This window comes from Microbacterium sp. NPDC058389 (assembly GCF_042722305.1).
Lineage (GTDB): Bacteria > Actinomycetota > Actinomycetes > Actinomycetales > Microbacteriaceae > Microbacterium.
The window spans coordinates 262,693-288,469 of record NZ_JBHXJQ010000001.1 but is presented as its reverse complement, the minus strand read 5'-3'; the positions used below and the strand labels follow the sequence as shown (position 1 = coordinate 288,469).

Sequence of the window (25,777 nt, the reverse complement as noted above, 5' to 3'; positions counted from 1 at the left end):
ACGACCTGGGAGGCGCGTGGGAGGGTGCCGTTCCCGGGCCGAACGGAGCTGATGCGTATCCTGGGCGAACAGGTATCGGCGCTGCGTCGATCGGAGGGGACCTCGATGAAGATCCACAACCCGTTCCGCACGGCGCTGCTGGCGACCCTCGGCGTGGGGCTGGGCCTGCTGCTCATCGGAAGCATCCAGAATCTGCAGACGATCCTCCTGTACGTCGGGACGGCACTGTTCCTCTCGCTGGGCCTGGACCCGATCGTCGCGTGGCTCGAGCGCCGCAAGCTCCCCCGCTGGGCCGCGGTGCTGATCACCATCCTGGCGGTCCTCGCCGCGTTCGCAGGCATCATCCTGATCGTCGTCCCGGTGATCGTCCAGCAGATCGGCCAGCTGGTCGCGGCCATCCAGAAGATGATCGAGGACGGCAGCTGGAATCCCATCGAGGACCTGCGCAACTGGATGACCGCGCAGTTCCCGCTGCTGAAGGTCGACGACGTGTTCGAGTACGTGCAGGAGTGGCTCAACTCGCTGGACTACGGCGCGATCGGCAGCGAGATCGGCGGCAGCATCATCGCGATCGGCGGTGCGGTGCTCTCAGGCCTCGCGGGCGCGTTCATCGTCCTCATCCTGACGATCTACTTCACCGCGTCGACCCCGAGTCTCAAGCGGGCGGTCTATCAGCTGGTGCCCGCCTCCAAGCGCGCGCGCTTCATGGACCTCGGCGAGCAGATCACCGACTCCGTCGGCTACTACGTCATGGGCCAGGTCAGCCTCGGCGTCATCAACGGCGTCCTGAGCGCGATCTTCCTGTCGATCATCGGCGCGCCCTTCCCGGCCGTGCTCGCCGTGATCGCCTTCTTCTTCTCGCTGATCCCACTGGTGGGAACGCTCACGGGCTCGACGATCATCGTGCTGATCTGCCTGGGGCTCGCGGAGTCCCCCGTCACAGCCCTGATCGCCGCGATCTACTACCTGGTCTACATGCAGATCGAGGCGTACGTGATCTCGCCGCGCATCATGGGCCGCGCGGTCGCGGTCCCGGGCGCCGTCGTGGTGATCGCCGCGCTGGCCGGCGGATCGCTGCTCGGACTGCTGGGCGCCCTGGTCGCGATCCCCGTGGCCGCGAGCATCCTCATCATCTACCGGCAGGTCGTGATCCCGCGGCAGAACGAGCGGTAGCCCCGCTCAGTCGGCGACGACGCCCCCGTGCCACTCGGTGGGCAGCGGAAGCGCGTCGGGATTGACCGCGGCCACGATCTCGGTGAGCACACGGCGGGTCTGGTTCTCCCCGACCCACAGGTGCTTGCCGCCGTCGACCGGGATGAGCACCGCCTCGGGCACGCTGGCGAACCGCTCGGCCGCGGCCTCGGGGCGCAGGTAGTCGTCGAACTCCGGCACCAGCACGATGAGCCGGCGCGGATCGTCCGCCCACGCGGCCACCTCCTCGTCCGTCGCACGGTGCAGCGGCGGCGAAAGCAGCACCGCCCCCTCGACGTCATGGTCGCGGCCGTACTTCAGGGCCAGCTCGGTGCCGAACGACCAGCCGACGAACCACGGTCGCGGCAGACCGCGCGCATGGACGAAGTCCATCGCCGCGGCGACGTCGAACGCCTCTGCGCGTCCGCCGTCGAACGCCCCGTCGCTCGTCCCCCGCGGCGACGACGTGCCGCGCGTGTTGAAGCGCAGGACCGCGAGATCCGCGAGGGCGGGCAGACGCCCCGCCGCCTTGCGGAGGATGTGCGAGTCCATGAAGCCGCCCGCGGTGGGAAGCGGATGCAGCGTCACCAGCGTCGCCACCGGCTCCCTGTCCTGGGGCAGGGCGAGCTCGCCGACGAGCGTCAGACCGTCGAGCGTCTCGAGCTCGACCTCTTCGCGACGCGCGGGAAGCTCCATCGGACCGCGGATCTCCATGTCAGGCCACCTTCCAGCAGTGCTGATGCCAGTGTCGCCGCGCGGCGAGATCGGCGGCATCCCCCAAGACGCCGTCAGCGCGCCACGCCACGAGGTGCGCAACCCCCACGTCGATCGGGCCGCCGCAACCAGGGCATCGGTACACCTTCTGCGCCTGCGCCGCCGACACCGGCTGCACCGTCCACTCGACGCCGCGGCGGTACTCGGTGCGCTTCCAGCCGGCAAGCAGACGCTCGAAGGAATCGTCACCGTTCGAGTCGTTCCGGCGGCGATTGGACCGCGGCATGGATCAATACCAGCCGGTGCTCTGCGAGTGGCCCCACGCACCGCAGGGCGTGCCGTAGCGCCCGCCGATGTAGCCCAGGCCCCACGTGATCTGCGTCGCCGGGTTGGTCTCCCAGTCGGCGGCGACGCTGCCCATCTTGCTGCCGGGGAGGGCCTGCGGGATGCCGTATGCGCCACTGCCGGCGTTGTACGCGTTCACGCGCCAGCCGGACTCCTTCTTCCACAGCGCCACCAGGCACGCGAACTCGTCGTCGCTCCAGCCGCGCGCCTTGACCATGTCGTAGGCGATCGCCTGCGCGCTGCCCGGGTCAGGGGTCACGAACGGCGGCCGCCAACCGGTGGAGGCCGTAGCCGCCGGCGCGATCGTGGGTTTCGGCTTCACGTACACCGAGTAGTCGCCGCGATCGAGTTCGGCTGCCGGAGCGGGCTCCGCCGACGCATCGCCGGCGATCGACTGGACGTCCGCGAGCGAGCTCGCATACAGCGAGACAGGCTCGTCGCCGGCCTCGCTGTCTGCCAGGGCGACCCCGATCGGGCCCACGTAGGCGGCGATGAAGCCGAGGGCCGCGAAGGCGGCGAAAGCGCCGACCACCCCGCGCCGCCGCGACCAGCGCGCCGTCGCGGACGCAGACCGGGGCGCCACGACAGCACGTCGACGGGTTCGGGTCGACACGTCCTGACGTCGGGAGCGTCTGGTCGGGGTCAGATCGTTTCCGGAAGTCACAGTGTCCCGATTCTCGCACAGCCACGTGGGATGTTTCCATCCGACGCGGGCCGGCGTCACTTCACGGCGAGCATGACCTCGACGACGGCGTCGAGCACCGCATCGACCTGAGCCTCCTGGTAGCCTCCGCGCTGCATGCGGAAGGCGACCGAGCGCACCTGCTCGACGGTCACCGACTGGCCGGTCGCCAGATACTTGGCGAGCTTGTCGGCCACGAGGTCGACCTCGTCCACCCGGTAGCCGTACCGCAGCGCCGACACGCGGTCGAAACGCTCCTTGCGCGGTCGTGACAGGCGGTCGAGCACGACCTGTGCGAGCTCGCGCGTGTGACCCACCCAGGCGTTCGCGCCGGAGGCCGCCACGGCGGTCGTCCGCTCGCGTGCGGCGAAGGCGTCCTCGATCCGGCCGAGTGCGGCATCCACGGACCCGATCACGTAGCCGTGACGCACCAGCGGGAACGCGACCTGCCGGATGTCGGCGGCCGTCATGCCGTCGGCAGCGCTCTCGAACGAGCCACGGGCCTTCGCCAGGAAGTCGTCGACGGCCTCCTTCTCGTAGCCCTTCTCGCGTCCGCGGGTCTCGGGGAAGGATGCTCGCGCAGGAGCTTCGGATGCCGTCATGATGCCACCAGGGGGGTGAAGAGGTAGTACAGGGTCAGCGCCGCGACCGTCGAGGGGAGGATCGAGTCGAGCCGGTCGAGCACACCGCCGTGGCCGGGCAGCCACGAACTCATGTCCTTGATGCCGAGATCGCGCTTGATCATCGATTCTCCCAGGTCGCCGGCGGTGGCGGTGGCGAGGATCAGGATGCCGAAGACGACGCCCATCCACCAGTCGAGCCCGAGCATGAACAGGCCGACGAGCACGCCCGCGGCGATCGCCGCGGCGGCGGCGCCCGCGAAGCCCTCCCAGGTCTTCTTGGGGCTGATGCGGGGAGCCATCGGGTGCTTCCCGAACGAGATGCCGGCCACGTAGGCGCCGGTGTCCACCGCGACCGCGACGATGATGAACCCGAGCACCCACCACTCGCCGCCCTCCTTGCTCAGGAGCACGATGCAGAGGCTGCCCAGGAAGGCGACGTAGAGCTGGATGAAGGTCGCGATGAGCACGTCGCCGAGCACCGTGCCATAGGTGCGGCCGTCGCGAGAAGCCATCTGCGCGACGAGACGCCAGACGACGACGAACGCCAGTGCGACGAACAGGATCACCCAGTGGAGCCACGGGGTGACGAAATACGCCGATCCGACGACGAGCGCGCCTGCGATCAGCTGCGGCACGAGGTCCACGCGACGGCCGGAGGCGACCAGCGCGCGCGAGAACTCGAAGATCGACAGCAGCACCGCCCCCAGTGCGAACACCAGGAACAGCCACTTCACGAACAGCAGCGACCCCAGCAGGGCCACGCCGATCGCGAGGCCGATCAGGGTCGCGAGCAGCAGGTCTCGGCCGGTCCTCTCCTTGATCCGCTCGTTGGCCTCCTCGAAGTCCGCCTTCGCCTGGGCGACCTGGCTCTCGAACTCGCTGCGCGCGGCGCGAAGGTGCGCCTGCAGGACGGCGCCGGGATCGGCGTCGCCGGTCGCATCCGCCGCGTCGGCGGCACGCCGGGCCTCGTCCGCGACGCGGCGTGCGTCGTCGGCCTCACGCCGCGTCAGCGGCGCATCGCGGTCGTCCTCGCCGCGCGGGTCGGATGCGTCGGTCATGGGCGGTCCTCAGACCTCGAGGAGCTCGGCCTCTTTGCGCTTGAGCGCCTCGTCGATGGCGTCGACGTGGGCGCGCGTCAGCGCGTCGAGTTCCTTCTCGGCGCGGGCGAGCTCGTCTTCGCCGACCTCGCCCTTGAGCGCGTCGATGTCGTCCTTCGCCTTGCGGCGGATGCCGCGGACGTGCACCTTCGCGTCCTCGCCCTTCGTGCGGGTCAGCTTGACGTACTCCTTGCGGCGCTCCTCGGTGAGCTCCGGCATCGTGATGCGCACGATGTTGCCGTCGTTGGTGGGGTTCACGCCGAGGTTCGGGATGTCGCGGATCGCCTGCTCGATCGCCTTCAGCGCCGACTTGTCGTACGGGGTGACGATGAGCGTGCGCGCCTCGGGGTTGTTGATCGAAGCGAGCTGCGCCAGCGGCGTCGGGGTCCCGTAGTAGTCGACGAGGACCTTCTGGAACAGCTGCGGGTTCGCACGACCGGTGCGCACCGTCGCGAAGTCCTCCTTCGCTGCCTCGACGGCGCGGTCCATGCGCGCTCCGGCATCTGCCAAGACGTCCGCGATCACAGTGTCTCCTTCGTATGGATGGGGCTGGTCAAGTCTACCGACGGCGCAGGCGTCACGCCGTGACGAGCGTGCCGATCGATTCGCCCAGCAGGGCGCGGGTCACATTGCCGGCGGGCTCCATGCCGAACACGCGCATGTCCATCCGGTTGTCCATGCAGAGGCTGAAGGCGGTCGAGTCGACGACCTTGAGGCCGCGCTGCAGTGCGTCGAGGTAGGTGATCCGGTCGATCTTGGTCGCCGAGGCATCCTTCTTCGGGTCTGCCGTGTACACGCCGTCGACGCCGTTCTTGGCGACGAGCACCTCCTGCGCGTCGATCTCGAGCGCGCGCTGCGCCGCGACGGTGTCGGTGGAGAAGTACGGAAGACCGGCGCCGGCACCGAAGATCACGACGCGCCCCTTCTCCATGTGACGCTCGGCCCGGCGCGGAATGTACGGCTCGGCGACCTGGGTCATCGAGATCGCCGACTGCACGCGCGTGGCGGCGCCCGCCTGCTCGAGGAAGTCCTGCAGCGCGAGCGCGTTCATGACCGTGCCCAGCATGCCCATGTAGTCGGCGCGTCCGCGGTCCATGCCGCGCTGGCTCAGCTCGGCGCCGCGGAAGAAGTTGCCGCCGCCGACGACGATCGCGATCTCGACCCGGTCGACGGCCTCGGCGATCTCGCGTGCGATCTGGCCGACGACGTCGGGGTTCACACCGAGCTGCCCTCCCCCGAACGCCTCGCCCGACAGCTTCAGGAGGACGCGACGGCGTCCGGTGTTCTCGTTGATCACGGTGATCCTCTCGATGACGACAAACTAGCGGGCAAGCCGCAGACTACCCAGGAAAGAGCCCGAAGGGCATGAGAAAAGGCCCGCACCGGAATCCGGATGCGGGCCTTCTCAGAAGGTCAGGCGCCGACCTTGAAGCGGGCGAAGCCCGTCAGGGTCAGGCCGGCGTCCTTCGCGACCTGGGCGACGGACAGCTTGTTGTCCTTCGCGTAGTCCTGGTCGAGCAGGGCGACCTGCTTGAAGAACGCGTTGACGCGGCCCTCGACGATCTTCGGCAGGGCTGCCTCCGGCTTGCCCTCGTTGCGCGAGATCTCGGTGACGATCTCGCGCTCCTTCTCGACATCGGCTTCGGGGACCTCGTCGCGCGAAAGGTACGACGGGTTCGCGAACGAGATGTGCTGCGCCAGGCTGCGCGCCGTCTCGGCGTCGTCGCCCGAGTAGGCGAGCACCACGCCGACCTGCGGCGGCAGGTCCTTGCTGGTCTTGTGCAGGTAGATCTCGAAGTGGTCGCCCGACAGCGTGCTGACGCGACGCAGTTCGACCTTCTCGCCGATGATGGCGGCCTCGTCCGAGATGAGCTCGGCGACGGTCTGGGCGCCCGCCGGAGCGGCGAGGGCGGCCTCGGCCGACTCGGCGTGCGCGGCGGCAGCGGCGTCGAGGACCTTGTCGGCCAGGGCGATGAAGCGCTCGTTCTTCGCGACGAAGTCGGTCTCCGTGTTGAGCTCGATGATCGTGACCTGACCGTCGACCTCCTTCGCGGCGACGAGGCCCTCGCTGGTGGAGCGGTCGGCGCGCTTGGCGTTGCCCTTCGCGCCCTTGAGGCGCAGGATCTCGACGGCCTTCTCGAGGTCGCCGTCGGCCTCCTCGAGCGCCTTCTTGGTGTCGACCATGCCGGTGCCGAGCTGCTCGCGCAGCGTCTTGATGTCGGCGATCGTGAAGTTTGCCATGGGTGGCGGCTCCTTGATTCTGTGAGTTCTCGTGGATGCCGCGGCGGAGCCGTCCTCAGACGACTCCGCCGGGCGGGAAGATGCGATTACGCCTTGGCGTCGCCGGCCTCGGCGGCCAGCTCCTCCGCGACGGCCTCGGCCACGACGGCCTCGGCGGCAAGCTCTTCGGCGACGGCCTCGACGGCGACGGCGTCCTCGAGGTCACCCTCGGCGGCGAGCTCCTCGGCGACAGCCTCGGCCACGATGGCCTCGGTGGCCAGCTCGACGGCGTCGGCCTCGGCAGCGGCGGCGCCCTGCTCGAGCAGCTCGCGCTCCCAGTCGGCCAGCGGCTCGGCGTCAGCGGCCTCGTCGGTGGGCTGGTGGCGCTGGATGAGGCCCTCGGCGGCGGCGTCGGCGATGATGCGGGTGAGCAGGCCCACCGAGCGGATCGCGTCGTCGTTGCCGGGGATCGGGTACTGGAACTCGTCCGGGTCGGCGTTGGTGTCGAGGATGCCGATCACCGGGATGCCGAGCTTCGAAGCCTCGTCGATCGCGAGGTGCTCGCGCTTGGCGTCGACGACCCAGATGGCCGACGGGGTCTTCTGCAGATTGCGGATGCCGCCGAGCGACTTGTGCAGCTTGTCGAGCTCGCGCTTCTTGAGGAGGAGCTCCTTCTTGGTGAAGCCGCTCGCAGCCGGGTCCTCGAAGTCGAGCTCCTCGAGCTCCTTCATGCGGGCAAGACGCTTCGACACCGTCGAGAAGTTGGTGAGGAGGCCGCCGAGCCAGCGCTGGTTCACGTAGGGCTGGCCGACGCGCGTCGCCTGCTCCGCGATGACTTCCTGCGCCTGCTTCTTGGTGCCGACGAAGAGGATGGTGCCGCCGTGGGCGACCGTCTCCTTGACGAACTCGTACGCCTTGTCGATGTACGTGAGCGACTGCTGGAGGTCGATGATGTGGATGCCGCTGCGCTCCGTGAGGATGAAGCGCTTGACCTTCGGGTTCCACCGGCGGGTCTGGTGTCCGAAGTGGACGCCGCTGTCGAGCAGCTGGCGAATGGTGACGACGGCCATGGCCGGTCTCCTGTTCTGGCGCATCGAGCGCCTGTTGCGGTTGTGTCGCGCCGACCGTCGGCCGGCGAGCCTGGTGCCCGGCACATGCCCGCCCCGCGTTCGCTGTGAGGCGTTCGCAAGGACCGTTGGGAATGGATGCCGCGTGGACGGACGTCGTCCCTTTCGGGCCGGGTTCCGTCACGCTGAGGGCACGCGGAGTCACTCCGACATGCGGAGTGCGACACCCAGTGTATCAGGAGCGGCGTCCTCGCCCTTCCTCCCCCGGACCGCCGGAGGACGGGTTCTCCACCGGACCTCGGCGCCGGGAGCACGCTCACCGAGCGCTGCGCGAGTCTCGGAGGATGACGCTCCACCCACCCCGTTCCCCGGCAACTCGGCGGCGAGTCGCCGCGGGCCTGGTGACTGCCCTCGTGGCGTGGTCGGGAGCCGCTCCGCCGGGCCTCGTGGTCGCGGCGGCGTCGGCCTCGTCACCGACGGCGGCCGCCCCGGCTTCGGACTCCGCCGCCGCTGCACCGCGCGGGTCTGGGTGGGTGTGGCCCGCGCGGCCGTTCCGGCTCGAACAACCGTTCGTCGCCCCACCGCACGCGTACGGGCCGGGGCACCGCGGTATCGATCTGCGGCCGCTGGACGGCCACGGCCTCATCGCGCCGGCGGCGGGCATCGTCGCGTTCTCGGGTCCTGTCGCGGGCCGCGGCATCCTCACGATCGACCACGGCGACGGCCTGGTGACGACGCTCGAGCCCATCGACTCCGAACTGGTGGCCGGCACGCCGGTCGAGCGCGGTGAGCTCGTCGGCAGTGTGGCGCTGGGCGGGCATACGGTTCCTGGGTCCGTGCACTTGGGGGTCCGGCTGGACGGCGAGTACGTCAATCCGCTGCTGCTCCTCGGCGGCGTGCCGCGCGCGGTGCTCCTTCCCTGCTGCTGACGGGTCAGGCGCGCGGGTGCGCCAACCGGTAGGACGCCGTCAGGCGCTCGCTCGACACGTGCGTGTAGATCTGCGTCGTGCCCAGGCTCGCGTGGCCGAGGATCTCCTGCACCGCACGCAGATCTGCGCCGCCGTCGAGCAGGTGGGTCGCCGCCGAATGCCGCAGCGCATGCGGTCCGACCTGTGCTCCGAGCTCCGGCCCGAGTCGCCGCGACACGAGGTCATACACGGCTCGCGGTCCGAGCCGTCCGCCGCGGGCGCCGAGGAACAATGCGGATGCCGTCGTCCCGCCGGGTTCGACGGCCCGCGCCGCGAGCACCGGACGCCCGCGCACGAGGTACGCCTCCACCGCGCGCAGGGCGGGCAAACCGAAGGGCACCACACGCTCCTTGGCCCCCTTGCCGAGGACACGCACCGTGCGCCGATCCGGGTCCAGGTCGTCGATGTCGAGGCCGCACAGCTCGGACACGCGCACGGCCGCTCCGTACAGCAGCTCGAGCACCGCGTGGTCGCGGAGCGCGCCCGGGTCGCCCGCGGCCGCCGCCTCGGCCATCGCCGTCAGCAGCTCGTCCAGGGTCTCGGCGGTCGCGACCTTGGGCAGCGTCTTCCCCCGCTTCGGCGAGACGAGCCGCAGGCTGGGATCGGCGTCGACGGCCTCGGTCTCGGTCGCCCAGGCGAAGAAGCCGCGCACGGCGGCGGTGCGTCGCGCGATCGTCGCACGGCTGTCACCCCGCTGCACCGCCTGCCAGAGCCAGTCACGCAGCGCTTCGAGGTCGATGTCGGCCAGCTCGCTGTCGCCGCACGCGGCGTGGAGTCCGGCAAGGTCGGACCGGTACGCGCGGACCGTGGCCGGCGACAACCTGCGCACCTGCTCCAGGTGTCGCAGGTAGGCCTCGGCGGCCTCGTCGATCCTCATGACCCCAGCATGGCTCGACTCCCGGCGGCGGGCGACGCGACGCCCCGCGACCGCCGACCTTCACCCGCGCCCGGCCGTCGTCCGCCACCCGTCGACACCCACGTGCACAACACCCTCCAGCTGCAGCAGCCCGAGCAGGGTCCGGACCTCGTCGACCGCCATGCCCGCTCTGCGCGCGATCTCGGCGGCATCCCGTCCGACTCTGTTGCTCAGCGCGTCCCGCACGCGGGTCGAGTCGTCGGTGCGTGCCTCCCCCGACCTCTCGGCCGCTGCGGTCGGCAGCCCCAGGAGCTCCCGGACGTCGTCGGCGCCCGTGATGCACGCGGCGCCGTAGTCGCGGATCAGCCGGTGCGTGCCGGCCGACCCTGGCGAGGTGATCGGTCCCGGCACGGCGCCGAGCCCCCGTCCGAGATCCGCCGCATGTCCTGCCGTGTTCAGCGAGCCGCTGCGCCACCCGGCCTCGACCACGACGGTCGCTGTCGTCAGCGCGGCGATCAGCCGGTTGCGCTGCAGGAACCTCCATTTGGTCGGGGCGGAACCGCACGGCACCTCGCTGACGACGAGGCCGGTGTCGGCGATGTCGTCGATCAGCTGGGTGTGACCCGCGGGGTAGGCGCGCTCCGCGCCGCCTGCCAGGAGCGCGACCGTCGTACCGCCCACGCTCAAAGCGGCCCGGTGCGCGGCGCCGTCGATCCCGTAGGCACCGCCCGACACGACAGGGATGCCGCCGCCGGCGAGCTCCGCGGCGAGCTCTCTCGCCACGAGATCGCCGTACCCCGACGCGGCGCGGGCGCCGACGAGCGCGATCGAGGGATCGAGGCGCGTCAGGGCGGACACATCGCCGCGCACCCACAGACAGAGCGGGGCGTGATCCTGCAGATCGTCGAGCTGCGTGGGCCAGACGGCGTCCCGGCGCGTGACGAACGCCACCCGACGGGCCGCCGCGATGCGCACGGCGTCCGTCACCCCACGCGGAGCGAGCCTCGGCATCCACCGCTTCTGCGCTGCGACGGCCTCGCGGGCTGTGAGATCCGGGAACGCGGCCCCGGCGACCAAACGCTCCAGTGCGTCCACCGGCCCGTGTGTCGCAACGACGCGGCCTGCCACCGAATCGCCCGGCTCGACGAGCTGGCACCACATCGCGGTGGCGTACCGATCCACGGCCTCGTCGTCGGAGAGACCCAGGCGCAGCGGTGCGAGCGCCGCGCGCGCGGCGTCGACGGAGAGATCGATCGCGGTCACAGCGCGAGGCCCTTCTTCAGGTACAGGGCGCGTCCGATGTGCTCTCCGCCGAGCCGCGGACGCCCCTCGATGTCGGCGAGCGACCACGCCACGCGCAACACGCGGTCGTAGCCGCGCAGCGTGATCGCTCCCCGGTTGAGCGCCGCATCGAGGGGACGCCGCACCGTCGGCTCGGGAGCCATCGGCCCCTCGCGCAGCCACGTCCCCGGCACGTCCGCGTTGACGCGCCACCCGGTGCGCTGCAGCCGGTGCCGGGCGCGCTCGCGCGCTTCACCCACCTGTTCGCGGGCCACCGCCGTCGACGTCACCGGGGCTGCATCGCGCTGGGCGACCGATACGCGCGTGAGCGTCAGCTCGATGTCCATGCGGTCCACCAGGGGTCCGGACAGCCGCCCGAGGTAGCGGCGGATGGCCGCCGGCGGACAGACGCAGCTGCCGCCGCGGATGCCGTAGTCGCCGCACGGACAGGGGTTCGTCGCGAGGACGAGCTGGAACCGCGCCGGGTACTCGGCGTGCGCGCCGGCGCGGTGGATGGCGATCGACCCCGTCTCCAGCGGCTGGCGCAGCGCGTCAAGCACGGCGGCCGGGAACTCTCCGGCCTCGTCCAGGAAGAGCACGCCCTCGCTGGCACGCGCGATCGCGCCGGGGCGCACGACCCGCGAGCCGCCGCCCACCAGCGCCGCGACCGAGGCGCTGTGGTGCGGCGCCTCGAACGGCGGTGTGCGGGAGAGCTCTACGACCCGCGTGCCCGACAGGCTGCGGATCGACGCCGTCGCGAGGGCGGCGCGGTCGTCGAGCGCGGGAAGGATGCCGGGCAGCCGGCGCGCGAGCATGGTCTTGCCGGCACCGGGCGGTCCGCACATCAGGAGGTGGTGCCCGCCCGCCGCCGCGACGATGAGCGCCTCGACGGCCTCGCGCTGCCCGATGACCTCGGCGAGGTCGAGGCTGTCGGCGCGGGGTGCGCCCTCGTCGGCGAGTGCCACCGGCTCGTCGTCGGGCACCTCGACCTCGCCGCCGTGCCACGCGACCACCTGGGCGAGGTTCACTGCCGCGAGCACCTCGATCCCGTCGACGAGCACGGCCTCGGGGCCGTTCGCATGCGGGACCACCACGCGCCGGTGCCCGGCCCGTCGCGCGGCGACGACAGCGGGGAGCACGCCGGGCACCGGGCGCAGCCGGCCGTCGAGACCCAGTTCGCCCACGTGCACGGTCGACGCGACGGACGCGGCATCCATTCCCGGTTCGGTGGCCAGCGACGCCACGGCGATCGCGATGTCGAAACCCGACCCCTGCTTGGGCAGGCTCGCGGGAGACAGGTTGACCGTCAGCCGGCGGCGCGGCAGCGGTGTGCCGCTGTTCGCACACGCGTTGTGCACGCGCTGCACGGCTTCGCCGAGCGCCTTGTCGCCCAGGCCGATGATGCGGAACTCGGGGGTCTGCTGCGACAGGTCGGCCTCGACCTCGACGCACTCTCCTTCGGCTCCGACCAGGGCGACCGCCCACGTGCGTGCGACGCTCACGGCACCTCCACGTCGACGAGGTGCTCCAGACTCGCGCTGGCCGGGTGCGGTCCGGTCAGTCCGATCGCGTCGATGCGGAGCCGTCTCCCCTGCACGACATCGCGATGCTCGGCCGCCCACGCAGCGGCGAGGCGCCACAACCGCGCCCGCTTGCGCGCGTCTATCGCCTCGAACGGGTGGCCGAAGTCCTCGCCGCGTCGCGTCTTGACCTCGACCACGACGACGGCGCGGCCATCCGCGACCACGAGGTCAATCTCGCCGGACCGGCACCGCCAGTTGCGCGCGAGGACCGTGTAGCCGAGGTCTGTGAAGTATCGTGCGGCGCGATCCTCGCCGGCGCGCCCGAGCTCGTCCTTGTCTGCCATTCCGGCATCGTCACTCGCCGGGAGCGGCGCGCGGGCGCCGGGAGGCGGCATCCGTTCACAACGCGGCGGACCGATCCGGTTCGCGCAGCTGTGGAGGAGGCGTCAGGTGTCGAGGGACAGCTCTTCGGGGAGGTGGAAGTCGCGGCGCGAGAGCTCTTCGACGTTGACGTCCTTGAACGTCAGCACGCGCACGGCCTTGACGAATCGGTCGGCACGGTAGATGTCCCACACCCAGACGTCCGACATCGAGATCTCGAAGTAGAAGTCGTGCTCGGTGTCGCGGCGGACGACGTTGACCTCGTTGGCGAGGTAGAACCGTCGTTCGGTCTCGATCACGTACTGGAACTGCGATACGACGTCGCGGTACTCGCGGTACAGGGCGAGCTCGAGCTCACGGTCGTAGTCTTCGAACACCTCGTCGTCCATGGTGCCTCCATCCTATGGTGGAGAGGGATGCCGCGCTCCCGCGTCCGCGGGCCGCGAACGCGACGCTCAGAACAGCGTCGGCGCCTCCGCGATCGACCACGACGCACGGTGGTGCCGGCTGATGCCGTGCTCACGGATCGCGGCGCGGTGGTCGGGGCTCGCGTAGCCCTTGTTGCGCGCCCAGTCGTACGCGGGGAGCTCCTCGTGCAGCTCGGTCATGAGGTCGTCGCGCGCGACCTTCGCGATCACCGACGCGGCGGCCGCCGACGCGCAGTCGCGGTCGGCCTTGATGACGGGGCGTATCGTGAGCGCCCACGCGCCCGCGGGCGAGATGTAGTCGTAGTTGCCGTCGAGGATCACGATGGCGTCCTCCACCACGACGCCCTGACCGCGGAGGTCGGCGAGAGCCCGCACCGAGGCCAGCCCCAGCGCGCGCATGATGCCGATGTCGTCGATCTCCTGCGAGCTCGCCCAGCCGACGGCACTCGCGGCGACCCAGGACGCGGCCCGTGCCGCGACGTCGTGCCGGCGCAGTTCCGGGACGAGTTTCGAATCGCGCAGCCCCTGCGGGACGCGCTTTCGCGAGCGCGGCGCGTCGACGACCGCGGCACCGACGGCCACCGGTCCGGCGAGGGCGCCACGGCCGACCTCGTCGCACGCGATCACGAGCGTGTGCTCGCGCAGCAGCCGGCGTTCGAGCGTGAGCCGGGGCTCGACGACGGTCATTGCGAGCCGTCGCCTCCTTCAGGCGCCGGGACCCCGGCGAACACCTCGTGGTGGAAGTCCAGCAGCCCGAAGCGGTCGAACGGCCACGTCACGAGGAAGGCACGTCCGACGACGTTGTCGATCGGGACGAAGCCCTTGCCCGGCTGGTCGGTGTTGTACCGCGAGTCCTTGGAGCGGTAGCGGTTGTCGCCGAGCACCCAGAGCTTGCCGTCCGGGACGGTCACGTCGAACGCGTCGGCCGACGCGGCGGTCTCGCCGGGCGGGAACTTGACGTAGTCCGTCTCGTCGATGGGCACGTCGTTGACGGTGATCTGGCCGATGGCGTTGCAGCACACCACGTGGTCTCCGGGCAGCCCGATGATGCGCTTCACGAGGTGGTCGTCGCTGTCGGGCGCGGCGAGGCCCACGAGCGACAGCACCCACTCGAACGCCTCGACGACCGGCGGGCGTGCGGGCTCGGTGCTCGGCGGGAGCCATCCGCCCGGGTCGCGGAACACCACGATGTCGCCGCGGTCGTATCCGTTGAAGCGCGGGGTGATCTCGTCGACGAGGATGCGGTCCTTGATGAGGAGCGTGTCCTCCATCGAGCCGGACGGGATGTAGAACGAGCGCACGAGGAACGTCTTGACGACGAGCGAGACGAGCACCGCGATCAGGATGATCACGAGGACGTCGCGGAGGAAGATCAGCCATCCCCGGCGGCGCGGCTGGATCGTCGCCGTCGCTTCGGTGCCGGCGGTGGGCGACGGCTCGGCCGGGGCCGACTTCTCAGTCGTCATCGAGTTCCTCCGCGGGCGCCGTCCGTCGGCGAGCCCGCCTTCAAGGGTGACACACTCCGGGGCCGTTCCCGCACGTCGACGCGTGCGTGCCGGGAACGACGAAGCCCCGGACCAGTGGTCCGGGGCTTCGATGCGCACAGGCGACGACGTATCAGTAGTCGCGCTTCTCCTTGATGCGGGCCTTCTTGCCACGGAGGTTGCGCAGGTAGTAGAGCTTGGCGCGACGCACGTCACCGCGGGTGACGACCTCGATGTGGTCGATGACCGGCGAGTGCACCGGGAACGTGCGCTCCACGCCGACCTGGAAGCTGATCTTGCGGACCGTGAAGGTCTCGCGCACACCATCGCCCGAGCGGCCGATGACGACGCCCTGGAAGACCTGGATACGCGAGCGGTTGCCTTCGGTGATGTTGACGTGCACCTTCACGGTGTCGCCGGCGTCGAAGGCGGGGATGTCGGAGCGGAGCGAAGCCGCGTCGACGGCGTCGAGGATCTGCATGATCGTCTCTCTCTGCGGCCGCCACAGGTCGACCGCGGGAAGTGTTCTGAAGGATTCGGTGTGCCGCAGGCCTTCGGCGTGACGCCGTCCAGCTGGTTCCCCTGAGGCAGAACCGGTCAGGGCACAAACAACCATTGTGCCACGGATGCCCCGACCCGCCAAAACGCCTCAGCTGGTGGGCGGCGCCTGCTTCTCCGTGATGACGATGACCTCGCGCGCCGCGGCCGTCGGGCCGTCGGCCGACTCCTGCGGCGGCGGGATGTAGGCGACGCCCTCGGTGGTGTGCAGGACGACGCGCGACGGTCGCGCTTCGCTCCACAGCTGCCAGAGCGCGAGCCAGAACAGGCCGATGCCGGCGAGGATCGCGACGACCATGACGGGCGCCCACCACGACTCGACGAAGAAGCCGAGCGAGATCACGAGGCCGTGCCACACGGTGAAGCCGAGGACGTCCCACCACGACACCGCGCGCTGCGCGCGGACGGTTCCCCTCGCGCGCACCAGGAGGGTGAGGATCAGCTGCCACACGAACACGCCGGGGATGGCCAGGAACAGCACCCACAGGAAGGCCCAGCCGCCCGCGTTGAAGACAGCCCAACCGACGAACAGCCACAGCGGAAGCAGGAAGGCCGCGGGTATCAGCCAGCCGAAGAACGCGCGACGCAGCCACATGCCTCCGATGCTACGCCGGTGCCGGTCCGCATGGGACCGCTCCTGCGCGCCGCGAAGGATCCTCCCAGCCAGACCGCCGCAGGCCCGGCAGAATGGAGGGAGGAACGAGAGGAACACCACATGATCGAGTTGCGCACCCCTGCCGAGATCGAGGCGATGAAGCCCGCCGGGCGATTCGTCGCCGAGACGCTGGCGACCCTGCGCGACGAGACGAAGGTGGGGACGAACCTCCTGGCGATCGACCGTCGCGCGCACGACCTCATCCGCCGCGCTGGCGCCGAGTCCTGCTACATCGACTACCACCCGTCGTTCGGTGCGAGCCCGTTCGGGAAGGTCATCTGCACGTCGGTGAACGACGCCGTGCTGCACGGTCTCCCGTTCGACTACGCGCTGCGCGACGGCGACCTGGTCTCGCTCGACTTCGCCGTGTCGGTGAACGGGTGGGTCGCCGACTCGGCCGTCTCCTTCGTGGTCGGCACCGCACGCGACGAGGACCTCGCCCTCATCGACACGACGGAGCGGGCCCTGGATGCCGCCATCCGGACCGCGACCGTCGGCAACCGCATCGGCGACATCTCGGCGGCGATCGCGGGCGTGGCCCACGGCGACGGCTACTCGATCAACACCGACTTCGGCGGGCACGGCGTCGGTCGCATCATGCACGGCGACCCCCACGTCCCGAACGACGGGAAGGCCGGTCGCGGCTACCCGTTGCGCGCCGGCCTCGTCGTCGCTCTGGAGCCGTGGTTCCTGCAGACGACGGACGAGCTCGTCACCGACCCCGACGGCTGGACGCTGCGCTCGGTGGACGGTTCGCGCGGCGCGCACGCCGAGCACACGGTCGCGATCACCGAGGACGGTCCCATCGTCCTCACCGACCGGTCCTGGCTCGGCGTCTCCTGACCTCGGCGCCGTCGCTCAGGTGCGCAGCTCCGCGCGTGGAGCGTGCGCGGGCATCGCGGCGCCGGCGAGCGCCGCGAGCGACGCCGCGACGGAGTGGTCGACCTCGAGCTCGACGCGGGGGTGCTCGCTCAGCACGATGAGCGACTTCGCCGCGAGGCGAACGGTGTCGCCCGGGCTGACGAGCGCCGAGTCGGCTCGCTCCCCCGCCGTGTCGATCACGACCTCCCAGTCGGGGCTGTACTCGACCACGGGGATGCGGAAGTCGATGATGTCGTCGCCCGCGTTGAAGAGCACGATGAAATGGCGGTCCGTGATCGCGTCGCCGCGCCGGTCCTTCTCGCGGATGCCCTGTCCGTTGAGGAACACGCCGACAGCGCGGCCGAACCCGGAATCCCAGTCCTCCGGCTGCATGAGCGACCCGTCGGGTCGGAGCCAGGCGATGTCCTGGACGGGCGAACCCACATTCCGGTGCACGGGGCGCCCTTCGAAGAACCGGCGGCGCCGGAACGTGGGATGGTCCCGCCGGAGGCGGCTCACCGCGGCCGTGAATTCCAGGAGCGGCCGGTCGGCGGCATCCCAGTCGATCCACGTGATCTCGTTGTCCTGCGCGTAGGCGTTGTTGTTGCCCTGCTGGGTGCGCCCGAGCTCATCTCCGTGCAGCAGCATGGGGACGCCCTGGCTGAGCATCAGCGTGGCGAGGAAGTTGCGCTGCTGCCGAGCCCGCATCGTCAGCACCGCCGGATCGTCGGTGGGACCCTCGACCCCGAAGTTGTCGGAGCGGTTGTCGTCGGCGCCGTCGCGACCGTCCTCGCCGTTGGCGTCGTTGTGCTTCTCGTCGTACGACACGAGGTCGCGCAGCGTGAAGCCGTCGTGCGCGGTGACGAAGTTGACGGATGCCACCGGCCGGCGTCCCGAGTGCTCGTAGAGGTCGCTCGACCCCGTGAGGCGCGAGGCGAACTCCCCCAGCGCCTGCGGCGCGCCGCGCCAGAAGTCGCGGACGGTGTCGCGGTACTTGCCGTTCCACTCGGTCCACTGGGGCGGGAAGTTTCCGACCTGGTAGCCGCCGGGACCGACGTCCCAGGGCTCCGCGATGAGCTTCACCTGCGAGACCACCGGGTCCTGCTGCACGAGCTCGAAGAACGTGGACAGCCGGTCGACGTCGTAGAACTCGCGGGCGAGCGCCGAGGCGAGGTCGAACCGGAACCCGTCGACGTGCATGTCGATCACCCAGTACCGCAGCGAATCCATGATCAGCTGCAGCGAGTGCGGGTTGCGCACGTTGAGGCTGTTCCCCGTGCCGGTGTAGTCCGTGTAGTACCGCCTGTCGTCCTCGAGCTTGTAGTACGCCGCGTTGTCGATGCCCCGCATCGAGAGAGTCGGCCCGAGATGATTGCCCTCGGCGGTGTGGTTGTAGACCACGTCGAGGATGACCTCGATCCCTGCGGCGTGGAGCGCTCGCACCATGCCCTTGAACTCCTGCACCTGCTGACCGAGCTGACCGGTCGCGGCGTACCGGTTGTGCGGGGCGAAGAACGAGATCGTGTTGTAGCCCCAGTAGTTCGACAGGCCCTTCTGCTGCAGGATCGCATCGTCGACGAACTGGTGCACCGGCATCAGCTCGATCGCGGTGACGCCGAGCTTGGTCAGATGATCGATGATGGCGGGATGCGCGATCGCACTGTAGGTGCCGCGCATCTCCTCGGGGACGGCGGGATGCCGCATCGTCAGGCCGCGGACATGAGCCTCGTAGATCAGCGTCTCGGCGTAAGGCGTCCCCGGCCGCCGGTCCCCTGCCCAGTCGAAGAACGGGTTGACGACGACGCCCTTGATCATGTCGGCGGCGGAGTCGTCGTCGTTGCGCGAGTCGGGTTCGCCGAACGTATAGCCGTACACGGGCTGCCCCCAGCGCACCGCGCCCTCCACCGCCTTGGCGTAGGGATCGAGCATCAGCTTGGCCGCGTTGAACCGGAGCCCGTTCGCCGGGTCGTACGGACCGTGCACGCGGTACCCGTAGAGCTGGCCGGGCTGCACGTTGGGCACGTAGGCGTGCCAGACAAAGGCATCGACCTCGACGAGATCGATACGCGTCTCCGCGCCGCGCGTGCCGAACAGGCAGAGCTCGACCCGCTCGGCCCCCTCGCTGAAGAGCGCGAAGTTGGTGCCGCTCCCGTCGAACGTCGCGCCGAGCGGATACGCCGATCCCGGCCAGGTGTGCACGCGCGTCCTCCTCGCGTCAGGTCGCTACACCCTACCGAAGCGCGGTTGCGCGGCGGTCGCGCCGCTGTCCGGAGCCGACGCCGTGCCGCCCGTCGCCACGCCCGGCGTCGCCACTGACGGGAAGTCCTCGGGCCTGTCGACGGCACGACGCACAGCTGCCACCACGCGGTCGACCTCGTCGGGCGTGTTGTAGACGGCGAAGCTCACGCGACAGCTCGCCGCGGGTTCGATGCCGAGGTCGTGGTGCGCAAGGGTCGCGCAGTGGCATCCGGCACGCGATTCGACTCCTTGCGCATTGAGCGCACGAGCGATGGCGAACGGCGACCGGCCGCGGACGTTGAAGGCGACCAGCGGCGTCCGCTCCTCCCCCGGCGGGACCCCGTAGATCCGCAGCCCCGCGACCTGCGACAGCCCTTCCAACGCCTGCTGGGTCAGGGATGCCGCGTGGCCGCCGACGACCGTCATCGCCGCGTCGACCGCACCCGGCGCCAGTGGGTCGTCGGTGCGGAACCATGCGCGAGCGGGGTCGGCTCCGACCATGTCGACGATGAGGCGCAGCGTCTGCGCCGACGCGATGACGCCGAGGATGTTGGGCGTTCCGGCGGAGAACTTCCACGGCAGGTCGTTGTACTCGACGTGATCGGGGAACACCTGCCCCTCGGCGATCATGTCGCCGCCGTACAGGAACGGCGGAAGCGTCGCGCGCAGCTCCTCCCTCGCGTAGAGCACGCCGACCCCGAAGGGCGCCAGCAGCTTGTGGAACGAGAACGCGACGAAGTCGGCCCCCATCTGCTGCACGTCCACGCGGGTGCTCGCGAACAGCTGCGCTCCGTCGACGAGGAGCAGGGCGCCGTCGCGGCCGTCGGGCTGCACGTAGCCGCTCGCGGCGGCGATCGCGCGCACCTGGGCCAGCGGCGGCTTCGTCCCGAGGAAGTTCGATCCGCCGGTGCAGCACACCAGCTTCGTCCGCGCGTCGACCAGTGACGCCAGGTGCGCCAGGTCGAGCGCCCCGGTGTCGTGATCGAAGCGCGCGAGCCGCACCTCTACGCTCCGCCCGAACCGCGGCAGGATCTCGCGGCACAGCGCATGCCAGGGGACGTAGTCCGAGTTGTGCTCCATCAGGGTGGTGACGACGTTGTCACCGTCGCGGAAGTCGGCCATCAGCGAGTACATGACCGCGTTGATCGCCTCGGTGGTGCTGCGGTGCATCGAGAGGGTGCGCCGCGACGGTGCGTTGATCCACGCGGCGATGGTGTCGAAGGACGCCTCGAACATCTCCGTGGTGCGGATGGAGGCGTCGGACTGACCGCGGTGGACGTTCTCGTACGTCTCCGACAGGTCGCGCAGCAGTTCGAGCACCGCCAGCGGCGGTTGCGTGCTCGCGGCGTTGTTGGTCACGATGCGATCGCGCAGCGGGAATGCGAACTGGGAGCGGATCAACTCGAGCTCGCGCCAAGCGAGTGTCCCCATGCAGCCGAGAATCCTCCTCTTCGGGGCACGGGACAAGTGGCCGGTGCGCGCGGGCGTCCGTGCGACACCGCGCGCTCCTCTCACGTCGCGTGTGCGGCCGCTGTGAGCGAAACGTTCGTTCGGGGTAACGGTGCGTGCCCCGGTGGCGAAACACCGCGCTCCTAACGTCGCTGTCACCGAATCCCCGCCGGATCAGGAGGAGCCATGGCCCACCGCGACCGAGTCGACAGCCGGAAACATGACGCTGACACCGATGCAACATCGCCCGCGTACCGTGACGACATGAGCACCCTGCCCGCCCTCGGCACGCATGTCGTGGTGGTGGGCGCCGGCATGGTGGCGCACCGGTTCGTGGAGAGCCTGCTCAGCCGTGCCGACGGGCGCTGGCACGTCACGCTGATCGGCGAGGAGGACCGCCACCCGTACGACCGCGTCGGGCTCACCGGGTTCTTCGCCGGCGCCTCGACCGACGACCTCACCCTCGACCGCTCGTTCTTCGACGACGACCGCGTGCGGTTCCTGCGCGGGGACGCGGTCGTCCGCATCGACCGTTCCGCACGGCGCGTGACCACGCGGTCGGGGCTGAGCGTCGGCTACGACCGGCTCGTGCTCGCGACCGGCTCGTACGCCGCGCGGCTGGCGGTCGACGGCTTCGGGCTCGACGGCTGCTTCGTGTACCGAACGCTGGACGACGTCGAGAGGCTCGAGGCCTTCGTGCAGCAGCGTTCCGCTCAGCTGGGTCGCCGCCTCACAGGCACCGTCATCGGCGGCGGGCTGCTGGGCCTGGAGGCCGCGGGCGCGCTCCAGGGCCTCGACGTCGACTGCACCGTCGTGCAGTCGTCCGACCGGCTCATGTCGGCCCAGCTCGACCTTGCCGGCGGGGGCGCGCTGCGCCGCCTGATCGAGTCGCGCGGCATCGGAGTCCGGACCGAGGCGGTCACGACGCGCCTCGACCCCGATCGCACCGGCCAGGTGACCGGACTGGAGTTCCGCGACGGATCGTACGAGCGCACCGACGTCGTCGTTTTCACCGTCGGGGTGCGCCCCCGGGACGAACTCGCGCGCGCCGCGGAGCTCGACGTCCATCCGCGCGGCGGAGTGCTCATCGACGCCGGGTGCCAGACCTCGGACCCCCGCGTCCTCGCGATCGGCGAGGTCGCGAACTACGACGGCCAGTGCGTCGGACTGGTCGCGCCCGGCTATGCCATGGCCGAAGTGGCTGCGACGAGGCTACTCGGAGGCGAGGCATCCTTCCCCGGCTACGATCTGTCGACCAAGCTCAAGCTCTCGGGGGTCGACGTGGCCAGCTTCGGCGACGCGTTCGCCGAGACGCCGGGCGCGCTCGACGTGGTGTACGCCGACCCGGTGGCGGGCGTGTACAAGAAGCTCGTCCTCTCGGACGACGCGAAGACGCTGCTCGGCGGCATCCTCGTCGGCGACGCGTCGGCGTACGGTTCGCTGCGCCCGCTCGTGGGCGGTGCGCTCGGCGGCGACCCCGCCGCCTACCTCATGCCCGAGGGCGGCGTCGCGGCCCCGACCGGCGATCTGCCCGACGACGCGCTCGTCTGCTCGTGCAACAGCGTGAGCGCAGGACGTATCCGCCACGCCGTGCACGAGGAGGGCTGCACCGACGCCGCGGCCGTGAAGGCGTGCACCAAGGCCGGGGCCGCCTGCGGGTCGTGCCTCACGATGGTGAAGAAGCTCGTGGGCACCGAGCTCGCCAAGACCGGCGCGACCGTGAGCAACGCGCTGTGCGAGCACTTCGACATGTCGCGCCGACAGCTCTTCGACGCCGTGCGCGTGTCGGGCCTGCACACCTTCAGCGCCGTCATCGAACGGTTCGGCGTCGGGCGCGGCTGCGACATCTGCAAGCCGGCACTGGCGAGCATCCTGTCGACCCTCGTCGGCGGGCACGTGCTCGACGGCGAGAATGCGACGCTGCAGGACACCAACGACCACGTGATGGCCAACCTTCAGAAGGACGGGAGCTACTCGGTGGTGCCCCGCATCCCGGGCGGCGAGGTCACCCCCGAGGGCCTGCTCGTCATCGGGCAGGTCGCGCAGGACTTCGGGCTCTACACGAAGATCACCGGCGGCCAGCGCATCGACATGTTCGGCGCGCGCCTGGAGCAGCTGCCCGACATCTGGAAGCGGCTCGTCGACGCCGGCTTCGAATCCGGGCACGCGTACGGCAAGTCGCTTCGGACCGTGAAGTCGTGCGTCGGATCGACGTGGTGCCGCTACGGCGTGCAGGACTCCGTGGGAATGGCGGTGCGCCTCGAGCTGCGCTACCGCGGCCTGCGCTCGCCCCACAAGCTCAAGCTGGGCGTCTCGGGCTGCGCCCGGGAGTGCGCCGAGGCGCGCGGCAAGGACGTCGGCGTGATCGCGACGGAGGCCGGCTGGAACATGTACGTCGGCGGAAACGGCGGGTTCACGCCGCGCCACGCGGTGCTGCTGGCCGAGGGGCTGAGCGACGAGGACCTGCTCACGGCCATCGACCGGTTCCTGATGTACTACATCTTCACGGCCGACCGCCTCCAGCGGACCGCTCCGTGGTTCGAGGAGCTCGACGGCGGGATCGAGGGACTGCGCGCCGTCATCTTCGACGACAGCCTCGGCATCTGCGCCGACCTCGACGCGGCGATGGCGACGCACGTCGGCTCATACGAGGACGAGTGGGCGGCGACGCTCCACGACCCCGAGAAGCTCCGCCGGTTCGCCTCGTTCGTCAACGCGCCCACCACGCCTGATCCGTCGCTCGCCTATGTCGCCGAACGCGGTCAGCCCCGCCCCGCCACCGCCGACGAGCGGGGCGCCGGCGGCGTCCTCATCGCCGGAACGACCCTGGAGGTGCGCCGATGACCGTCATCGAGTCGCAGACGACCGCACAGCCGCACCCGGACACGCAGGGCGCCCCGCCCGGCTGGATGCGGGTGTGCGCCCTCGCCGACCTGGAGGTCGAGCGGGGGCGCGCCGCCCTCCTCGGCGGCACCCAGATCGCACTGTTCCTCACGCGCGGACCCGACGGCCGTGACGGGCGTGTCTACGCCGTGTCGAACTTCGACCCCTTCAGCCGCGCCAACGTCATCTCGCGCGGCATCGTCGGCACCCGGCAGGATGCCCCCACCGTCGCCTCGCCCATGTTCAAGCAGGTCTTCGACCTGCGCACCGGCGTGTGCCTGGACGCGCAGGGCAAGGAGCCGGCGAACCTGCACGTGTGGCCGACGGCGGTCGACGACGGCGTGGTGCTGGTCCGCTGGGACGAGCGCCCCGACGGGAACGCGACATGACGGGCCGCGTCCACCTCGTCGGCGGCGGGCCGGGCCCCATCGACCTGCTGACGCTCCGGGCCTGGAGGCTCCTCACGACGGCCGACGTCGTCGTCATGGACCGGCTCGGCCCCACCGACCTGCGCGGCGAGCTGCGCGCGGACGCCGAGGTCATCGACGTCGGCAAGCTGCCCGGGCACCACCCGGTGCCGCAGGACGAGATCAACGCCCTGCTGGTCGCCCGCGCCCGAGAGGGCAAGCAGGTCGTCCGCCTGAAGGGCGGCGACCCGTTCGTGTTCGGCCGCGGCGGCGAGGAGGTCGCGGCATGTCTGGCCGCCGGCATCCCGGTCGACGTCGTCCCCGGCGTCACGAGCGCTGTCGCCGTGCCGCAGGCTGCCGGCATCCCGGTCACCCACCGCGGTGTCGCGACGGCCGTGCACATCGTCCACGGCCAGGGACCGGTCAGCGAGTCTGCGCTGGCCGCGCTGCGCGACCCCGAGGTCACCACCGTGATCCTCATGGGTGTCAGCGCGATCCCGCGCATCGCGGCAGACGCGCTGCGCGCGGGAGTGCCCGCCGACCGTCCGGTCGCGATCGTCGAACGCGGGCACCACCTCGACCAGCGGACGACGCGCACTACGCTCGGGAGGGCGGTGCTGGATGCCGGGCGCACCGGCATCCGCAATCCCGCGGTCATCGTCGTCGGCGATGTCGCCCGCGCCGAACTGCTGCTCCCCGCGCACGAGATGACAGGTGACACCGTCCGTTGAGCTCCACCACCCGCCCCACCCTCTCGGCCGCGCTCGACGGCTGCACCGTCGTCATCGCCGTCGACCGGCGCTCGTCCGAGCTCGCCGCCGCGCTGGAGCGTCACGGCGCCGTCGTGCGCCACGCGCCCGCGCTCACGATCGTGCCGCACATCGATGACGACTCCCTGGTCGCCGCCACGCGCACGCTGATCGACACGCGTCCCGACATCGTCGTGGCCACGACGGGGGTGGGCTTCCGCGGCTGGATGGAGGCCGCCGACGAGGCGGGACTCGCCGACGAGCTGCACGCGGCGCTCGCCGGTGCGCAGATCGTCGCACGTGGCCCCAAGGCGCGCGGAGCGATCCAGCAGGCCGGGTTCACCGCGGACTGGGTCGCCGAGTCCGAGACCTCCGCCGAGCTCGGCGAGTACCTGCTCGCCGAAGGCGTCGCCGGCCGCCGGGTCGCGGTGCAGCACCACGGCTCAGGCGCGGACGGGCTCGACGAACTGCTCGGGGATGCGGGCGCCGACGTCGTGAGCCTCACGGTGTATCGCTGGGGCCCGCCTCCCGACCCCGCCGTGGTCGCACGCTCGGTGCAGGCCGCCGCGCAGGGAGAGGTGGACGCCGTGCTGTTCACGTCCGCGCCCGGCGCCGCAGAGTGGATGGCCGCCGCCGCCCGCGAGGGGGCGCTCGAGGCGATCGTGCAGCGCTCGCGACGTGGACGCCTGCTGCTCGCCGCGGTGGGTCCCATCACCGCGGGGCCGCTGCAGGACGCCGGCGTCGAACCGCTCATCGCGGAGCGCGGGCGGCTGGGTGCGCTCGTGCGCGCCGTCGTGTCGCATTTCGGCGGCGGTCACGCGGACTCCCTGCCGACCGGCTCCGGCAGGCTCGAGCTGCGCAGCGCGGGCGTCGTGCTCGACGGCCGTCACATCCCGCTGTCGCGCACCGGCGCCGATCTGATGGCCGCGCTGTTCGACGCGGGTGGCGCAGTGGTGTCACGCCAGCGGCTGCAGACGGTGCTCCCCCGTTCCGGCGAGAGCACGCACGCGGTCGAGATGGCGGTGGCCCGGCTGCGCGAGGCGCTCGGGACGCCCGACCTCGTGAGGACCGTTGTCAAGCGCGGGTACCGGCTCGACGTCGTCGATCCCGTCTGACG

27 protein-coding genes are annotated in these 25,777 nt (G+C 70.8%); 7 read left to right on the top strand and 20 right to left on the bottom strand.

Annotated features, from left to right (window positions below):
* Positions 1-105: 105 nt before the first annotated feature.
* Positions 106-1,173 carry an AI-2E family transporter gene (locus ACFWJ8_RS01505; protein ID WP_378808077.1) on the top strand — a complete coding sequence of 356 codons (1,068 nt, stop codon included), beginning with the start codon at positions 106-108 and terminating at the stop codon, positions 1,171-1,173.
* Between the two features lie 6 nt (positions 1,174-1,179).
* Here ACFWJ8_RS01505 and ACFWJ8_RS01500 read toward each other — a convergent pair whose 3' ends face one another.
* The 9 genes from ACFWJ8_RS01500 to rpsB all read right to left on the bottom strand — a co-directional run bounded on the left by ACFWJ8_RS01500 (position 1,180) and on the right by rpsB (position 7,942).
* Entirely contained in the window at positions 1,180-1,905 is a 726-nt protein-coding gene (locus tag ACFWJ8_RS01500) for an alpha/beta hydrolase (protein ID WP_378808075.1), read from the bottom strand.
* Between the two features lies 1 nt (position 1,906).
* Complete coding sequence (locus ACFWJ8_RS01495) at positions 1,907-2,191, bottom strand: hypothetical protein (protein WP_378808073.1); 285 nt, start codon at positions 2,189-2,191, stop codon at positions 1,907-1,909.
* A 3-nt stretch (positions 2,192-2,194) separates the two neighbouring features.
* Positions 2,195-2,833 (bottom strand): lytic transglycosylase domain-containing protein, encoded by a 639-nt coding sequence (locus ACFWJ8_RS01490; protein ID WP_378808071.1) that lies wholly within the window; start codon positions 2,831-2,833, stop codon positions 2,195-2,197.
* A 137-nt stretch (positions 2,834-2,970) separates the two neighbouring features.
* Positions 2,971-3,534: a DivIVA domain-containing protein gene (locus tag ACFWJ8_RS01485; protein WP_378808068.1), complete on the bottom strand. Its 564-nt coding sequence runs from the start codon at positions 3,532-3,534 to the stop codon at positions 2,971-2,973.
* Positions 3,531-4,613 carry a phosphatidate cytidylyltransferase gene (locus tag ACFWJ8_RS01480; protein ID WP_378808066.1) on the bottom strand — a complete coding sequence of 361 codons (1,083 nt, stop codon included), beginning with the start codon at positions 4,611-4,613 and terminating at the stop codon, positions 3,531-3,533. The genes ACFWJ8_RS01485 and ACFWJ8_RS01480 overlap by 4 nt, the downstream gene beginning before the upstream one ends.
* 9 nt (positions 4,614-4,622) lie before the next feature.
* The gene (gene frr / locus ACFWJ8_RS01475) at positions 4,623-5,177 is read right to left on the bottom strand and encodes a ribosome recycling factor (protein ID WP_378808063.1); all 555 of its coding nucleotides are present in this window, start codon (positions 5,175-5,177) and stop codon (positions 4,623-4,625) included.
* Between the two features lie 52 nt (positions 5,178-5,229).
* Entirely contained in the window at positions 5,230-5,949 is a 720-nt protein-coding gene (pyrH, locus tag ACFWJ8_RS01470) for a UMP kinase (protein WP_378808060.1), read from the bottom strand.
* A gap of 116 nt (positions 5,950-6,065) precedes the next feature.
* Positions 6,066-6,893, bottom strand: a complete 828-nt coding sequence (gene tsf / locus ACFWJ8_RS01465; RefSeq protein ID WP_378808058.1) for a translation elongation factor Ts — start codon at positions 6,891-6,893, stop codon at positions 6,066-6,068.
* A gap of 86 nt (positions 6,894-6,979) precedes the next feature.
* Entirely contained in the window at positions 6,980-7,942 is a 963-nt protein-coding gene (gene rpsB, locus ACFWJ8_RS01460) for a 30S ribosomal protein S2 (protein WP_378808056.1), read from the bottom strand.
* Positions 7,943-8,340: 398 nt separating this feature from the next.
* Here rpsB and ACFWJ8_RS01455 point away from each other — a divergent pair, with 398 nt between their 5' ends.
* On the top strand, positions 8,341-8,868 hold the full coding sequence (locus tag ACFWJ8_RS01455) for a peptidoglycan DD-metalloendopeptidase family protein (RefSeq protein ID WP_378808053.1): 528 nt from the start codon (positions 8,341-8,343) through the stop codon (positions 8,866-8,868).
* A 4-nt stretch (positions 8,869-8,872) separates the two neighbouring features.
* On the opposite strand, the gene ACFWJ8_RS01450 is transcribed toward ACFWJ8_RS01455, so the two are convergent.
* The 9 genes from ACFWJ8_RS01450 to ACFWJ8_RS01410 all read right to left on the bottom strand — a co-directional run bounded on the left by ACFWJ8_RS01450 (position 8,873) and on the right by ACFWJ8_RS01410 (position 16,013).
* Positions 8,873-9,784 (bottom strand): tyrosine recombinase XerC, encoded by a 912-nt coding sequence (locus ACFWJ8_RS01450; protein WP_378808050.1) that lies wholly within the window; start codon positions 9,782-9,784, stop codon positions 8,873-8,875.
* A gap of 60 nt (positions 9,785-9,844) precedes the next feature.
* Positions 9,845-11,026 carry a DNA-processing protein DprA gene (gene dprA, locus ACFWJ8_RS01445; protein WP_378808048.1) on the bottom strand — a complete coding sequence of 394 codons (1,182 nt, stop codon included), beginning with the start codon at positions 11,024-11,026 and terminating at the stop codon, positions 9,845-9,847.
* On the bottom strand, positions 11,023-12,546 hold the full coding sequence (locus ACFWJ8_RS01440; RefSeq protein WP_378808046.1) for a YifB family Mg chelatase-like AAA ATPase: 1,524 nt from the start codon (positions 12,544-12,546) through the stop codon (positions 11,023-11,025). The genes dprA and ACFWJ8_RS01440 overlap by 4 nt, the downstream gene beginning before the upstream one ends.
* Positions 12,543-12,911: a YraN family protein gene (locus ACFWJ8_RS01435; protein WP_378808043.1), complete on the bottom strand. Its 369-nt coding sequence runs from the start codon at positions 12,909-12,911 to the stop codon at positions 12,543-12,545. The genes ACFWJ8_RS01440 and ACFWJ8_RS01435 overlap by 4 nt, the downstream gene beginning before the upstream one ends.
* Positions 12,912-13,013: 102 nt before the next feature.
* The gene (locus ACFWJ8_RS01430; RefSeq protein WP_045297888.1) at positions 13,014-13,337 is read right to left on the bottom strand and encodes a DUF2469 family protein; all 324 of its coding nucleotides are present in this window, start codon (positions 13,335-13,337) and stop codon (positions 13,014-13,016) included.
* A gap of 66 nt (positions 13,338-13,403) precedes the next feature.
* Complete coding sequence (locus ACFWJ8_RS01425) at positions 13,404-14,063, bottom strand: ribonuclease HII (RefSeq protein WP_378808040.1); 660 nt, start codon at positions 14,061-14,063, stop codon at positions 13,404-13,406.
* On the bottom strand, positions 14,060-14,842 hold the full coding sequence (lepB, locus tag ACFWJ8_RS01420; protein ID WP_378808038.1) for a signal peptidase I: 783 nt from the start codon (positions 14,840-14,842) through the stop codon (positions 14,060-14,062). The genes ACFWJ8_RS01425 and lepB overlap by 4 nt, the downstream gene beginning before the upstream one ends.
* A gap of 151 nt (positions 14,843-14,993) precedes the next feature.
* A complete protein-coding gene (gene rplS, locus ACFWJ8_RS01415; RefSeq protein ID WP_018171083.1) occupies positions 14,994-15,341 on the bottom strand; it encodes a 50S ribosomal protein L19 in 348 nt (115 codons plus the stop codon).
* Positions 15,342-15,509: 168 nt separating this feature from the next.
* On the bottom strand, positions 15,510-16,013 hold the full coding sequence (locus tag ACFWJ8_RS01410; protein WP_378808035.1) for an MFS transporter permease: 504 nt from the start codon (positions 16,011-16,013) through the stop codon (positions 15,510-15,512).
* 120 nt (positions 16,014-16,133) lie between these two features.
* Here ACFWJ8_RS01410 and map point away from each other — a divergent pair, with 120 nt between their 5' ends.
* Entirely contained in the window at positions 16,134-16,916 is a 783-nt protein-coding gene (map, locus tag ACFWJ8_RS01405; RefSeq protein WP_378808032.1) for a type I methionyl aminopeptidase, read from the top strand.
* A 15-nt stretch (positions 16,917-16,931) separates the two neighbouring features.
* On the opposite strand, the gene glgX is transcribed toward map, so the two are convergent.
* Both glgX and ACFWJ8_RS01395 read right to left on the bottom strand, forming a co-directional pair.
* Complete coding sequence (gene glgX, locus ACFWJ8_RS01400) at positions 16,932-19,133, bottom strand: glycogen debranching protein GlgX (protein WP_378808029.1); 2,202 nt, start codon at positions 19,131-19,133, stop codon at positions 16,932-16,934.
* A gap of 24 nt (positions 19,134-19,157) precedes the next feature.
* On the bottom strand, positions 19,158-20,603 hold the full coding sequence (locus tag ACFWJ8_RS01395) for an aminotransferase class V-fold PLP-dependent enzyme (RefSeq protein ID WP_378808026.1): 1,446 nt from the start codon (positions 20,601-20,603) through the stop codon (positions 19,158-19,160).
* Between the two features lie 282 nt (positions 20,604-20,885).
* On the opposite strand from ACFWJ8_RS01395, the gene nirB reads away from it, so the two are divergent.
* Genes nirB through ACFWJ8_RS01375 form a run of 4 tightly spaced genes read left to right on the top strand, consistent with a single transcriptional unit; the run spans position 20,886 to position 25,775 of the window.
* Positions 20,886-23,465: a nitrite reductase large subunit NirB gene (nirB, locus tag ACFWJ8_RS01390; protein ID WP_378808023.1), complete on the top strand. Its 2,580-nt coding sequence runs from the start codon at positions 20,886-20,888 to the stop codon at positions 23,463-23,465.
* Entirely contained in the window at positions 23,462-23,893 is a 432-nt protein-coding gene (nirD, locus tag ACFWJ8_RS01385) for a nitrite reductase small subunit NirD (RefSeq protein ID WP_378808021.1), read from the top strand. The genes nirB and nirD overlap by 4 nt, the downstream gene beginning before the upstream one ends.
* Positions 23,890-24,642 (top strand): uroporphyrinogen-III C-methyltransferase, encoded by a 753-nt coding sequence (gene cobA, locus ACFWJ8_RS01380; protein WP_378808018.1) that lies wholly within the window; start codon positions 23,890-23,892, stop codon positions 24,640-24,642. Before nirD ends, cobA begins: the two co-directional genes overlap by 4 nt.
* A complete protein-coding gene (locus ACFWJ8_RS01375) occupies positions 24,639-25,775 on the top strand; it encodes a uroporphyrinogen-III synthase (protein ID WP_378808016.1) in 1,137 nt (378 codons plus the stop codon). The genes cobA and ACFWJ8_RS01375 overlap by 4 nt, the downstream gene beginning before the upstream one ends.
* The last annotated feature ends 2 nt before the right edge of the window (positions 25,776-25,777 follow it).

Excerpts from the sequence above, each read along its gene's own strand:
- cobA (WP_378808018.1), top strand. The coding sequence starts at position 23,890 with ATGACGGGCCGCGTCCACCTCGTCGGCGGCGGGCCGGGCCCCATCGAC.
- ACFWJ8_RS01495 (WP_378808073.1), bottom strand. The coding sequence starts at position 2,191 with ATGCCGCGGTCCAATCGCCGCCGGAACGACTCGAACGGTGACGATTCC.
- ACFWJ8_RS01500 (WP_378808075.1), bottom strand. The coding sequence starts at position 1,905 with ATGGAGATCCGCGGTCCGATGGAGCTTCCCGCGCGTCGCGAAGAGGTC.
- ACFWJ8_RS01480 (WP_378808066.1), bottom strand. The coding sequence starts at position 4,613 with ATGACCGACGCATCCGACCCGCGCGGCGAGGACGACCGCGATGCGCCG.
- map (WP_378808032.1), top strand. The coding sequence starts at position 16,134 with ATGATCGAGTTGCGCACCCCTGCCGAGATCGAGGCGATGAAGCCCGCC.
- nirD (WP_378808021.1), top strand. The coding sequence starts at position 23,462 with ATGACCGTCATCGAGTCGCAGACGACCGCACAGCCGCACCCGGACACG.
- ACFWJ8_RS01435 (WP_378808043.1), bottom strand. The coding sequence starts at position 12,911 with ATGGCAGACAAGGACGAGCTCGGGCGCGCCGGCGAGGATCGCGCCGCA.
- ACFWJ8_RS01410 (WP_378808035.1), bottom strand. The coding sequence starts at position 16,013 with ATGTGGCTGCGTCGCGCGTTCTTCGGCTGGCTGATACCCGCGGCCTTC.
- ACFWJ8_RS01485 (WP_378808068.1), bottom strand. The coding sequence starts at position 3,534 with ATGACGGCATCCGAAGCTCCTGCGCGAGCATCCTTCCCCGAGACCCGC.
- rplS (WP_018171083.1), bottom strand. The coding sequence starts at position 15,341 with ATGCAGATCCTCGACGCCGTCGACGCGGCTTCGCTCCGCTCCGACATC.
- rpsB (WP_378808056.1), bottom strand. The coding sequence starts at position 7,942 with ATGGCCGTCGTCACCATTCGCCAGCTGCTCGACAGCGGCGTCCACTTC.
- ACFWJ8_RS01430 (WP_045297888.1), bottom strand. The coding sequence starts at position 13,337 with ATGGACGACGAGGTGTTCGAAGACTACGACCGTGAGCTCGAGCTCGCC.
- ACFWJ8_RS01450 (WP_378808050.1), bottom strand. The coding sequence starts at position 9,784 with ATGAGGATCGACGAGGCCGCCGAGGCCTACCTGCGACACCTGGAGCAG.
- ACFWJ8_RS01395 (WP_378808026.1), bottom strand. The coding sequence starts at position 20,603 with ATGGGGACACTCGCTTGGCGCGAGCTCGAGTTGATCCGCTCCCAGTTC.
- lepB (WP_378808038.1), bottom strand. The coding sequence starts at position 14,842 with ATGACGACTGAGAAGTCGGCCCCGGCCGAGCCGTCGCCCACCGCCGGC.
- ACFWJ8_RS01505 (WP_378808077.1), top strand. The coding sequence starts at position 106 with ATGAAGATCCACAACCCGTTCCGCACGGCGCTGCTGGCGACCCTCGGC.
- nirB (WP_378808023.1), top strand. The coding sequence starts at position 20,886 with ATGAGCACCCTGCCCGCCCTCGGCACGCATGTCGTGGTGGTGGGCGCC.
- tsf (WP_378808058.1), bottom strand. The coding sequence starts at position 6,893 with ATGGCAAACTTCACGATCGCCGACATCAAGACGCTGCGCGAGCAGCTC.
- ACFWJ8_RS01425 (WP_378808040.1), bottom strand. The coding sequence starts at position 14,063 with ATGACCGTCGTCGAGCCCCGGCTCACGCTCGAACGCCGGCTGCTGCGC.